Annotated in this window: 13 protein-coding genes; 12 read left to right on the forward strand and 1 reads right to left on the reverse strand. The window is 49.0% G+C overall.

Going from position 1 to position 12,493, the window contains the following annotated elements; all coding sequences use genetic code 11:
• Positions 1-18 precede the first annotated feature (18 nt).
• From QQK89_RS09215 to QQK89_RS09240, 6 genes are all read left to right on the forward strand, one after another.
• Positions 19-642, forward strand: coding sequence for a cyclase family protein (locus QQK89_RS09215; protein WP_284238242.1), 624 nt, complete (start codon positions 19-21; stop codon positions 640-642).
• Between the two features lie 44 nt (positions 643-686).
• The gene (locus QQK89_RS09220; protein WP_284238243.1) at positions 687-2,276 is read left to right on the forward strand and encodes a peptide chain release factor 3; all 1,590 of its coding nucleotides are present in this window, start codon (positions 687-689) and stop codon (positions 2,274-2,276) included.
• Positions 2,277-2,463: 187 nt separating this feature from the next.
• Positions 2,464-3,477, forward strand: coding sequence for a LacI family DNA-binding transcriptional regulator (locus tag QQK89_RS09225; protein ID WP_284238298.1), 1,014 nt, complete (start codon positions 2,464-2,466; stop codon positions 3,475-3,477).
• Positions 3,478-3,506: 29 nt separating this feature from the next.
• Positions 3,507-4,676 carry a Gfo/Idh/MocA family protein gene (locus QQK89_RS09230; RefSeq protein ID WP_284238244.1) on the forward strand — a complete coding sequence of 390 codons (1,170 nt, stop codon included), beginning with the start codon at positions 3,507-3,509 and terminating at the stop codon, positions 4,674-4,676.
• Positions 4,677-4,706: 30 nt separating this feature from the next.
• Positions 4,707-5,408, forward strand: a complete 702-nt coding sequence (locus QQK89_RS09235) for a ThuA domain-containing protein (RefSeq protein ID WP_284238245.1) — start codon at positions 4,707-4,709, stop codon at positions 5,406-5,408.
• Complete coding sequence (locus tag QQK89_RS09240; protein ID WP_284238246.1) at positions 5,395-6,495, forward strand: Gfo/Idh/MocA family protein; 1,101 nt, start codon at positions 5,395-5,397, stop codon at positions 6,493-6,495. Before QQK89_RS09235 ends, QQK89_RS09240 begins: the two co-directional genes overlap by 14 nt.
• 85 nt (positions 6,496-6,580) lie before the next feature.
• Here the strand turns inward: QQK89_RS09240 and sspI are convergent, their stop codons facing one another.
• Complete coding sequence (gene sspI, locus QQK89_RS09245; protein ID WP_284238247.1) at positions 6,581-6,802, reverse strand: small acid-soluble spore protein SspI; 222 nt, start codon at positions 6,800-6,802, stop codon at positions 6,581-6,583.
• A gap of 156 nt (positions 6,803-6,958) precedes the next feature.
• On the opposite strand from sspI, the gene QQK89_RS09250 reads away from it, so the two are divergent.
• The 6 genes from QQK89_RS09250 to QQK89_RS09275 all read left to right on the forward strand — a co-directional run bounded on the left by QQK89_RS09250 (position 6,959) and on the right by QQK89_RS09275 (position 12,483).
• Positions 6,959-7,624, forward strand: coding sequence for a potassium channel family protein (locus QQK89_RS09250; protein WP_284238248.1), 666 nt, complete (start codon positions 6,959-6,961; stop codon positions 7,622-7,624).
• An 8-nt stretch (positions 7,625-7,632) separates the two neighbouring features.
• Complete coding sequence (locus QQK89_RS09255) at positions 7,633-8,427, forward strand: TrmH family RNA methyltransferase (protein WP_284238249.1); 795 nt, start codon at positions 7,633-7,635, stop codon at positions 8,425-8,427.
• Positions 8,428-8,671: 244 nt separating this feature from the next.
• Complete coding sequence (locus QQK89_RS09260) at positions 8,672-9,739, forward strand: hypothetical protein (RefSeq protein WP_284238250.1); 1,068 nt, start codon at positions 8,672-8,674, stop codon at positions 9,737-9,739.
• A 207-nt stretch (positions 9,740-9,946) separates the two neighbouring features.
• The gene (locus tag QQK89_RS09265; protein WP_284238252.1) at positions 9,947-10,405 is read left to right on the forward strand and encodes a CBS domain-containing protein; all 459 of its coding nucleotides are present in this window, start codon (positions 9,947-9,949) and stop codon (positions 10,403-10,405) included.
• An 84-nt stretch (positions 10,406-10,489) separates the two neighbouring features.
• The gene (locus tag QQK89_RS09270) at positions 10,490-10,741 is read left to right on the forward strand and encodes a DUF7667 family protein (protein ID WP_284238253.1); all 252 of its coding nucleotides are present in this window, start codon (positions 10,490-10,492) and stop codon (positions 10,739-10,741) included.
• Between the two features lie 131 nt (positions 10,742-10,872).
• Complete coding sequence (locus QQK89_RS09275) at positions 10,873-12,483, forward strand: response regulator transcription factor (RefSeq protein WP_284238254.1); 1,611 nt, start codon at positions 10,873-10,875, stop codon at positions 12,481-12,483.
• The last annotated feature ends 10 nt before the right edge of the window (positions 12,484-12,493 follow it).

Raw genomic sequence — 12,493 nt, forward strand, 5'->3', positions numbered from 1 at the left:
ACGGAGGGATATACCTTTATGTTTAAGGTTTACGATATTTCGATGACCATCGAAGAAGGCATGCAAGTATGGGGCAACCATGAAAGCAAGCAACCCGACATCAACTCCCAGCCTACCTCTCCAGACGGCGTTAACGAATCGCGCATCGATATGGATGTCCATTGCGGCACCCATGTCGATGCGCCTCTGCATATGCTGGAGGATGGCGCTACAATTGAAACGATTGGTCTGGAGGAGCTCGTAGGCAATGCCCGGGTTCTGGATTTCACGGACGTGAATGACAGCATTACAAGAGAAGACCTGGAGAAACATGGCCTGCAAAAAGGCGAGTTCATCCTTGTGAAGACGAAAAACTCCTATACGGATACGTTTGAATCCGATTTTGTGTTTTTACGCGATGACGGCGCCCGTTACCTCGTTGAGGTTGGGGTACGCGGCATAGGTACGGACGGTCTTGGCATTGAAAGATCCCAAGCCGAGTATCCTACGCACCGCACGCTGTTCCGCAACAATGTCATTATTGTCGAAGGGCTTCGCCTGAAGGAAGTGCCGCCAGGCTCTTATTTCATGGTGATCGCACCTTTGAAATTGACCGGTATTGAAGCTGCGCCAGCACGCGCGCTCTTAATCGGGAATGGATAAATGAGCGTTGCTACGCGACGCCATGAAGGGAAGGCAAGGCAAGCATGAGCCAAACGTTAAGCAATGAAATAGAACAGGAAGTAGATAAACGCCGCACGTTCGCGATTATTTCTCACCCTGACGCCGGTAAAACCACGTTAACGGAGAAGCTCCTCTTATTCGGGGGAGCTATTCGTCTTGCAGGATCGGTAAAAGCCCGCAAAGCTAGCCGCCACGCGACATCCGACTGGATGGAAATCGAGAAGCAGCGCGGTATCTCGGTTACGTCCAGCGTAATGCAATTCGATTACTTGGGACATCGCGTAAACATTCTGGATACGCCGGGTCACCAAGACTTCTCCGAAGATACGTACCGCACCTTGACGGCGGCGGACAGCGCGGTCATGCTGATTGACGTTGCGAAAGGCGTCGAGGCGCAAACGATCAAGCTGTTCCAAGTCTGCCGCAAACGCGGCATTCCAATCTTCACGTTCATCAACAAGCTGGACCGTGAAGGCCAAAGCCCATTTGAACTGATGGAAGAGCTGGAGCGGGTACTTGGCATCCGTTCGGTGCCAATGAACTGGCCAATCGGCATGGGACGCGAGTTGTGCGGCGTATACGACCGGATGAAAAATCAAGTTGAGTTGTTCCAAGGCAACGACCACAGTACGATCGAGGTACGCGAAGTAGAGGACTATAACGATCCGATCATTCGCGAGATGGCTGGGGACTACCTGCATGATCAACTCGTGCAGGATCTGGAGCTGCTGGACGTCGCGGGGGATCCGTTTGATTATGAGAAGGTTCAGGCAGGCGAACTGACGCCAATCTTCTTCGGAAGCGCCGTGAACAACTTCGGCGTACAGACCTTCCTCGAGAACTTCTTGGAGCTAGCTCCAAAGCCGGCTCCGCGGATGAGCACAAGCGGTTCCGTTGACCCAACAAACGAGAAATTCTCGGGTTATGTCTTCAAGATTCAAGCGAACATGAACCCGGCACACCGCGACCGTATCGCTTTCCTTCGGATTTGCTCAGGGCGTTTCGAACGCGGCATGAGCGTTAAACATGTCCGTGCGGGCAAGGACATTAAGTTGTCCCAGCCGCAGCAGTTCCTGGCGCAGGACCGCGATATTGTCGAGACGGCTTATCCGGGCGATATTATCGGCTTGTTCGACCCGGGCATTTTCCGAATTGGGGATTCCTTATCGCAAGGCTCCGAGGTCGTATTCGACGAGCTTCCTACGTTCTCTCCGGAAATCTTCGCTAAGGTAACCGTGAAGAACGCTTTGAAGCATAAGCAATATCAGAAGGGGATAGACCAGTTGACGGAGGAAGGCACCATTCAGGTGTTCTACACGGCGAGCGGTTTTGCCGACGAAACGATTCTTGGCGTAGTCGGACACCTCCAATTCGAGGTATTCGAGTACCGGATGAAGGGCGAATACGGCGTTGACATTCAGCTGCACCGCATGCCGTTCCAATTCGCGCGCTGGATCGTAGACGACAAGATCGATCCTTCGAAATTCCGGATCAACTCCACGCTTGTGAAGGATAAAAAGGGCAACTACGTTGTTCTGTTCGAGAACGAATATGCGATGCGCACGGCGATGGATAAAAATCCTACGATGAAATTCTTGGAGACAGCTCCATAAACGGCATTTACTATTACTATAAATCCCCCTGATCCATTGAGATCAGGGGGATTTTTGCGTGCTGTCCTAAAAAAGGAAAATTTAAGCCTCTTATCCCGTTGACGAAAGCAGCGCTTTCATGACATAATGTACGCGTGTACATTATAGTGATGACAGTCATTATCGCAATAGATTTTAGTACAGGAGGCTGCCGGCCATCAGCAGGAAAGAAGTAGCAAAGCTTGCCGGGGTATCGGAAGCAACTGTATCCCGGGTACTTAACAACGTAGGACCAATTAAGGAAGATACTCGCGTTCGCGTGCTGGAAGCGGCGAAGGAACTCGGTTATGTTCCAAATGCGCTTGCGCAACGATTGGCGAGGAGGAAAAGCGGGAATGTAGGCGTTATTTTGCCTTTTGTCCCAAAGGTACATCTGTTCTCGACGTATTATTTCGCGGAAATATTAAGCGGAATCGGCGAAGCGGCAAAAGTCTGCAATTATGATTTGCTTCTTATATTCCGGGAGCCGGACAGTCCGCGCGATTATGCCAAGCTGTTCCGGACGCAAAAGGTGGATGCCTGTATCGTGCTTGGCGCGCAAAACGACTCGGAAGAACGGGCTGCGCTTACGGAGCTTCATAAGGAAGGTTATCCATTCTGCCTAGTGAATCAGCGCTTTGAAGACGAAGGGTACCTTACGGTTGACGCGGACCATGAATCGGGCAGTTATGCGGCTGTTCAACATCTTCTTGCGTGCGGCTACAAGAGAATTGGTTTCTTGAACGGGCCGGATGCTTTCTCGAGCAGCGGCGATCGGCTTGCCGGTTACAAACATGCGCTTGAGGAAGCTGGATTACTGCTGGCTGACGAGATTATCTTCACTGGCAATTACAGCAGGAAAAGCGGCTACGAAGCAGCCAAGCGGATAGCCGAGGGGATCAGAAGCAAGGGAATTGACGCCGTGTTTGCAGCCAATGACCGGATGGCGATTGGCTTAATGGACGGCTTGCGCGAATATGGCATGGAAGCAGGCAAGGATTACGGCTTGATCGGTTACGACGATTCGGACAGTTCGAGAATTGTAAGTCCTAAGCTGACGACGGTCTCGGTTCCTTTTTACGAGATGGGGCGGAAAGCGGCGATGAAGTTGCTGGCTACTGAATCGGAGGAGACAGGGAACACGATTCTTCCGGTAGAACTTATTAAACGAGAAACAACCTAAATTCTTATTCGAGAGGCGGTAGTTAAAGAATGAGCAAACTTCGCGTTGGAATGGTTGGATATAAATTTATGGGGAAGGCACATAGCAATGCGTACCGCGCGCTGCCGATGTTCTTCCCGGAAACGGCAGTATTGCCGGAAATGACGGCTATCTGCGGCCGTGACCCTGTTGGACTTGAGAAAGCCCGTTCGCAGTTCGGCTGGCAAAGCAGCGAAACCGATTGGCGCAAGCTGGTTGCGCGCGACGATATCGACTTGATCGATATTAATGCGCCAAGCGATGCCCATAAAGAAATTACGATCGCCGCAGCCGAAGCCGGCAAGCATCTGTTCTGCGAGAAACCGCTCGCGCTAACGCTGGAGGATGCGAACGAAATGCTGGTTGCCGCGGAGAAAGCCGGCGTTAAACATATGGTAGGCTTCAACTACCGTTTTGCCCCGGCAGTTCAACTCGCGAAGAAGCTGATCTCGGAAGGACGCATCGGCAAAATCCATCATTTCCGCGCCGTATTTCTGCAGGATTGGATCCTGGATCCGGATTTCCCGCTTGTCTGGCGTCTGAAGAAGGAAATTGCCGGTTCCGGTTCGCATGGCGACCTAGGGGCTCACTTGATTGATATGGCCCGTTTCCTCGTTGGCGAGTTCCAGGAAGTGATCGGGATGGAAGAAACCTTCGTTAAGGAACGTCCGGTATCCGAATCGATGACGGGGCTTAGCGCAACAAAAAGCGGTGCGGACGCGCCACGCGGCGAAGTGACCGTGGATGACGCAACGTTGTTCTTGACCAGGTTCGAGAATGGCGCTCTGGGCAGCTTTGAGGCGACGCGCTTTGCGGCTGGCCATCGTTGTACGAATGCGTTTGAGATTAACGGCAGCAAAGGCAGCATCAAGTTCGACTTCGAGCGGATGAACGAGCTTCAGGTCTATTTCACGGATGATGCTGACGATGTGCAAGGCTTCCGCCGCGTGCTCGCTACCGATGCTTCCCATGCTTATATGGATGCTTGGTGGCCGGCCGGTCACACGATTGGTTACGAGCATACATTTACCCACGAGGTTCATGAGCTCATGACGGCTATTGCGGAAGACCGCCAACCGGTGCCGAACTTCTATGACGGCGTGAGATGCCAAGAGGTGCTTGTTGCGGTAGAGCGTTCGATTGCGGAACGCCGCTGGGTTGCTTTGAAAGAGTTTCAATAAATCTGCGGGCAGAGGAGACTAACGAAGACAATGAGAAAAGCGCTAATCGTATGGGGCGGTTGGGACGGCCATCAGCCGAAGGAAGTTGCGGACATTTTTCAAGAGGTGCTGGTGAAGGAAGGTTACGAGGTTGAAGTATCGGATACGCTGGACGCTTTCGCGGACGGGGAGAAGCTGAAAGGGCTCGATCTGATCGTTCCGATCTGGACGATGGACAAGATTAAGCCGGAATATGTGCAAAACGTATCGGAAGCCGTACAAAGCGGCGTTGGGCTGGCTGGTTGCCATGGCGGCATGTGCGATGCTTTCCGTGAAAATGTCGACTGGCAGTTCATGACCGGCGGCCAATGGGTGGCGCATCCGGGTAATGACGGCACGAATTATACTGTTAACATCAAACATAGCTCAAGTACGCTTACGGAAGGCATTGAAGACTTTGAGGTTAGCTCGGAGCAATATTACCTGCATGTGGACCCGGCGGTAGAAGTGCTTGCGACAACCCGTTTCCCGGTTGCCGAAGGCCCGCATTCGCTGAATAAAGCGGTTGATATGCCGGTCGCATGGACGAAGCGCTGGGGCGTTGGCCGCGTCTATTACAATTCGCTTGGCCATCAAGCCAACATAATCGATATTCCCGTAGTGAAAGAAATGATGCGCCGTGGATTCAATTGGTGTGCGGAAGGCAAAACTGCAGCGGTAAACGGAGGGGCTCTCACTCATGCAAAAGCTTAAAGTAGGCGTAATCGGAACAGGCAATATTAGCAGCGCGTATTTGAACAACAGCACGAAATTCGACTCGATGGAAATCGTAGCTTGCGCAGATTTGGATGTAGACCGCGCGAAGGCAAAAGCAGAGGAATTTGGCATTCGCGGCTGTTCCGTAGAAGAGCTGCTCGCTGATCCGGAGATCGGCATGGTAATCAACCTGACGATCCCGCAAGCGCATGCCGCAGTTTGTCTCCAAGCGCTTGAAGCAGGCAAACACGTGTATGTGGAGAAGCCGTTTACCGTTACGCGCGAGGAAGCACAAGCTGTACTGGAGCTTGCAACACGCAAAGGGCTGCTTGTTGGCAGCGCGCCGGATACGTTTCTTGGCGGCGGCATTCAAACATGCGTGAAGTTGATTGAAGACGGTTGGATCGGTACGCCGGTTGGCGCTACGGCATTTATGATGTCAGGCGGACATGAGAGCTGGCATCCGGCACCGGAGTTTTATTATCAGAAGGGCGGCGGCCCGATGTTCGATATGGGGCCTTACTACCTGACCGCAATGGTTGCGATGCTTGGACCAATCAGCCGCGTGACTGGCATGGCGCGCGTGTCGTTCCCGGAACGGACGATTACGAGCAAGCCGAAGTTTGGCCAAAAAGTGCAAGTTGAAGTTCCAACGCATGTGGCCGGAATTATTGAATTCGCATCCGGCCCGATCGGCACCATTTTGCAAAGTTTTGACGTGAAAGGCGGTTCTAAATTACCGTGTATCGAAGTATACGGTTCAGCTGGAACGTTGCTTGTTCCGGATCCGAATACATTTGGCGGCCCTATCCAGTTCAAACGCGCGGGTTCGCAAGAGTGGTCGGATATTCCGCTCGTGTACCCGAACACCGACAACGTACGCGGACTTGGCGCGGCAGATCTTGCCAAAGCGGCAATTAGCGGCCGTAAGGCGCGTCCTAGCGGAGAACTTGCTTATCATGTACTTGAAGCGATGCATGGCTTCTATGATGCCGCTGAGCAAGGTGCGCATTACACCATGAAGAGCAGCTGTGAGAAGCCGGCTCCATTTACGCTTGGCCTTCAGCCTAACAGCTTGGACTAATAACTATTTACTTACTTAAACAGGCTGGCGGAATTTTTCCGCCAGCCTGTTTTTGCTCGCTGCAGGCTTAGCGATCTGGGAAAGGTTAAGTCGCTGCTTGCTGCTGGAGCTTGGTATGCAGAGCATCAATGAGACGAACCTTCTCCTCAGCGGAAATTTCCTGCCAAATCAGTTCAAATAAAACACCTAGTCCGGGGAGCGTCTTCTCATCGTTGCCGATGGAGTCGTCAATGACATCCTTCATTTCTTTCTTTGAGTTGTTCCGTACGTTGTTAATGACGGCTTGACGCAAATCCAGATTGATCAATCGGATTCCCTCCAAGTCAAAATGAAATTGTGGCTTAATTACTGTATCCGAATTTGGCGATTTTCATCCGGAAGCGATGGATATGCTATAATAATCGGGATAAGGTAAACATCGGCAACGTAATTTGCGGGTTTGAAGGGAGTAGGAGGAACCGAGATGGCTAAGAAACAATTCGCAGTTATTGGTATGGGGCGCTTTGGCTCCAGTATCGCCACTTCACTTACGAACATGGGGTATGAGGTTCTTGCGATAGACTCAAATGAACAACGGATTCAGGAGTCCATTAATACAGTCACCCATGCGGTGACAGCAGACTCCACGGATGAGGAAGCTTTGCGCTCGCTTGGCATCCGCAACTTTGACGTTGTTGTTGTAGCCATTGGAGACGACATTCAGGCGAGTATTCTGACGACTCTAATTCTGAAGGATCTTGGCGTTAAGATGACTGTTGTTAAAGCGCAAAATGAACTGCACGGCAAAGTATTACAGAAGATTGGCGCGGACAAGATTGTTTATCCGGAGCGGGATATGGGCCTGCGGGTTGCGCATCATTTAATATCCCCTAATATTTTGGACTACATTGAACTCTCCGATGATTATAGTATTATCGAAGTGAAAGCGCCGGAAGCCATGATCGGAAGAAGCTTGAAGCAACTCGATATCCGGGCGAAATTCAAATGCAACGTAATGGCTATCAAGAATAATGGGGTTATGAATATTGCTCCGTATGCCGAGGATTTGATCCGCGGGGAGGACGTTCTGGTCATCGTCGGGAAAAACTCGGATTTAACCAATTTGGAAAAAGCTTATTCGGAAGGCTGATCTTAAGCATGAATCATTTATTATTAACTTCTATTCAAAATGAGCGGGTGAAGCAATGGGCATCCCTGCTGGATAAAAAATACCGGGATCGTACCGGACTTTTCATTATTGAAGGCGTTCATCTCGTACTGGAAGCATTCAAGTCTTCCGCGGCTGTGCGGTGCGTTGTTTATAATGGGGAACGAGGAATTCCGCATGAGCTTGAACAGCTAGCGCGCGAGGGTGGAACCGAGTGGGTGCAAGCCACAACGCAGGTAATGGCCAAATGCACGGGAACGGATACGCCGCCGCCGGTGTTTGCCGTGCTTGAGAAGCTGAAGCGGGATGACAAGGCCTTATTCCGCGACAACAGCTTGGTAGTTGTCCTTGACGGAGTTCGAGACCCAGGCAACGTGGGTACCATTATCCGCAGCGCGGATGCCGTAGGTGTGGATGCGGTTGTGCTTGGCAAAGGCAGCGTTGATCTATATAACCCGAAGACGGTGCGTTCGACGATGGGGTCGCTGTTCCATCTTCCGATTATTGAAGCGGACCTTGCGGAGCTGCTGCCGGAGGCGCAGAAGAAAGGCATTAAGCTAGTTGGGACAAGCTTGCAAGCGACACATACGTGTTATTCCTATGACTGGACCGCAAGCACATGGCTTCTGATGGGCAATGAATCGGAAGGATTGTCCGAAGCCGTACGCCAGATGGCGGATGAGTCGGTCATTATCCCGATGCAAGGCGAGTCGGAATCGCTTAACGTAGCGATGGCGACGACAGTGCTGCTGTATGAGTCGTTGCGGCAGCGGAAGTATGGTTGATAGGCGTTCTGACAGAAAAGACATTCGCTCCCTGTATGGGAGATGAATGTCTTTTTTTGCTGCGATTTTCAAAGGTAGCTAATTACCACTTATTTAAATTACAATTTGTTCCATAAAAATCCGATAAATAGAAATATAAGCTTTTCACTATGAAGGGGGATGTGGCAGTAATACGGTATTTACCGGATCGATGGTTCGATAAGACGTTGCAAGACATATTAAAACTAGAGAGGAGAAAGCTAATTTGAATGATTCTATATCACTCATAATCATGCTGTCTAAAACGCTAGGATACTCTATTAGCGTATCATTGCTGATGGCAATATTTTTTAGGTTAACAATAAATAAGTTTCAAACCATAAGATCCATATTTCTTGGCTTAACTCGCGTCTCAATGATTTTTGTTTACGTTTGTGTACCCCTGTTAATTCTTTCGTTATCTGCCTTTTTATTAGCAGCGATCGCTTTGATCTCGGGGGTTCAAATATCTGATCCCATAGCTAATACAGTTGTGTTTGCAGTAAGTTATTCGATGTCATTTGGAATCATCGTCGTGGTCTGTTATCTTATTGCATTTGTCGTACCTATGAAGGTAACGGGACAATTTCATACCATGCAGTACGAAAAATACGGCCCACTTAGTAAGTGGGGTGACGAGACCCGAGCGTATAAGCGTAATATAGCATGGGAAGGAAATGTAATTGAGCAACTCGGAACAATCTTAAAAGATATTAAGGGATATAATCATAAGCTACGAATCTTAGCTCCAGCAGCGAATAATGGACATGAAGAATTATCTTTAGCGAAAACTCTATCCAATCTATTACATAGAAAAATTCGTATGAGAACGAGTGACATTGCTACAATGTCTCATGCAGGTTTCTATCAAGATGCACAAGTAACATTTACTTATGAACAGCGTGATGCCTATGATCTCCCTAAGTATTTAGATGAACGGCAAGATGCTATATACGATCCGAAAGGGATCCTTTGGTTTACAATGGGACAGGAGAAGAAATTATTGAAAGCCCTCCGATTGTATTATGATTTGCTTGAGGATGATGGAGTCATAATAATTGATGCAGGCGAGACGAGGAAATTACTTCATGCGTATAACGTATTGCGATTGAACTTTTTTATGAGTTTGACTTACTACGCAGAAATATCAACTTATGAGAGATTACGAAAATGTTTTTCAACCGGTTCACAAGCGAGTTTATTATTCACCATCGAATTGGTACCGAACCTGAGCGGGCCATATGGAATGGCTATTTTGCGGAAGATTCCAGCAGCACAAGAAATCACAGCATAGTTTATTAACCCGGGAAACGGGTGACGTTAAGCTGTTCGACCATGATAGAGGACGCATGAATCTGATCAATGGTGAAGAAGAACCCGGTCATAAGACCGGGTTCTTCGCGCGTATAACCCGGAATATACTCACTGTTTCTGATGGAAAGATTCATTTATATTTAGTAAGTATGGTTTCGATAACAATCTCGAAGCAAAGGGGAATCCGATGAAAGCACGCGATATGATGGTCACCCAAGTATACAAGGTCAAGGAAAGCGATAACGTACGCGGAGTGATTGAGAGGTTCATCGAACATGGCATCAGCGGCGTGCCGGTAGTTAATGACGCAAACGTTGTTGTCGGTTATGTTAGCGACGGCGATATTATGCGTTTTATCGGCAAGCCGGATTACGGCGTGTTCGAAATGCTCTCGAATATGTTCTTTGTGCAAACGGGGGAGCTAGAGCCCTTCGAGGAGAGAACGAAGCGGCTGCTCGACCTTAATGTAATGGAGATCGCCCAGAAAAAAATCATCACGGTAGACTGGGAAGAAGAGATTGAGAATGTTGCCGGTATTCTAGGGAAAAAGCGGATCAAGAAACTGCCGGTGGTACGCAGAAACGTGTTGGTGGGCATTATTAGCAGAGGCAATGTGGTCCGGCATGCTTTTAATAATTTGCTATAAGGATCCGCCTGGTTGTGCTTGGGAGCTTGCTTATTTGGTCATACTGGCTAGTAATAGGAGACCTTGAAGGAGGCGCACCGCAGCATGACCATATTACCGATCCTGGAACGGCTTGCAGAGTTGTGGACCATTCGTGGGCGCAGGCCGCTAACCGCGGAAGAGCAAGCGGACTTGGAGCATTGTCTGACGTTTAATGCTATGCATATTAGACAACTAGCCCATTTGCACAATTTATCGCTTGCCGCGTCCATCGCGGGGGACATCGAATGGCAGCACGAGATTTGCCAAAGGCTGGAGAAGCTGAGCGGCCTGCCGCCGGGTTCGCCCCAATTGTAGGGGTAGAGGTTATTACAGTAATTTCCAAGGATACAGGGATGAACAATCCGCTGTATCTTTTTTTTATTTGAAACGCGTATATTCGGAGATATAATGGGTTCATCAAACAGCAAACTTGCCGAGGTGATGGGATGTTTACGCTCATTCTGGTGGACGATTTTTTCGTAGAGAGAGAAGTTATGAAAGATATTATTGAGGAAGAGGGACTAGAGTTAAGGTTAATTGGCGAATATGCCAACGGCAGAGAAGCGTTAATCGCTATGCAAGAGGAACTGCCGGACTTTGTGCTTACCGATATCGAGATGCCGATTATGGACGGGATTGAACTATCCGAGAGGATCAAACAATTATATCCCAATGTAAAAGTAATCTATTCCAGCTTCTATCAGAAATTCGAGTATGCCAAAAAAGCGATTGACCTCGAAGTCGAAGCTTATATCCTAAAGCCTATTATCAAGGACGAAGTGGTTCAAACGCTGCGAAGAATTATTGAGGAAAAGAAGTTGCGCCTAGCCAGCGAAGAACAAGAGCAGGAGTTGAGAAGACTCCTGGAGCAAAGCAAGCCGGTGCTACTCCAAAAGTTTATTCGGGATTTTTTTGTAGGCGCTTACAAGAGCGATGGGGAGATTGAATCCCGTCTCGATTATTTTGAGCTAACCCTTCTAAAAGGCCGGTATGCGGTGATTGCCATGCAGATCGATGATTTCGAGTCGCATGTACACGGCAAAGGTCTGGAAGAGAAAGAGTTGTTCACTATTTATGTCACCAAGTACATAGAGGAAGTATTGCAGCGGTATCCAGGTCATGTCGGAATGATGTGGGAACCGTCTATTTGGGCGGTACTCTTATCCTGTGCCGGAGAAGAAACGGAGCTTCAGGAGACGGTTTATCAGATTGCCGAAGCACTCATAGACAAGCTCAAAACGCTGGAGATCGGGATAACGGTGGGGATTAGTCCTTCCTTCGACAAGCTGCACTTCACCAATCACAACTTCGAAAAAGCCGTTCATGCGCTTCAATACAAGTTTGGCGCAGGGAAAGGACAAGTCCTGTATTACGATCAAATCGATGTCGAACCGTTTCATCCGGAGATTGGGATTAATGAATTACTGACGGAATTATCCTCTCTCTTTATGAATAGCGAACAAGCCGATGCGGACCGGTTTATAGATCAGTTTTTCGGAAAACTGGGCAAGAACCTAAATGAAAGCACAACTAAAAACTATTGCTACAGCCTTGTGATTTGCTGTCAGATTCTGATTAGCGAATGGAAGATTAACGCGGCTACCGTATTTGGCGAGGAGCTTAATGTATGGGAAACGCTTGCCAAATACGAAACGGTAGCCGATCTTAAACAGTGGATCCGATACATCTTTACGGTCATGCTGGACCAACTGCATATCCGAAACGCGGGTCAGTCCCGCAGAATCATCGACGAGACGAAGCGTTATATCGAGAAGCATTTCAAGCAGGATATCTCGATCAAGACGATTGCCGACCATATGTTCTACAACCCGAATTACTTGAACAATTTGTTCAAGCAGGAGACCAGCGAGACGATTCTGGAGTACATCACCAAAGTCCGGCTGGAAGAGGCAAAGAGATTGCTCCTCGCCAGTCCCAATATCCGGATGTCTGAATTGGTGGAAGCGGTCGGCTATAAGCATGAAGCTTATTTCCGCAACCTATTCAAGAAATACACCGGCTTAAGTCCCAAAGAATATAGAGAGACGATAAGGTGAGGGGAATCTG

It is taken from the genome of Paenibacillus glycanilyticus (assembly GCF_030161375.1).
Taxonomy (GTDB): domain Bacteria; phylum Bacillota; class Bacilli; order Paenibacillales; family Paenibacillaceae; genus Pristimantibacillus; species Pristimantibacillus glycanilyticus_B.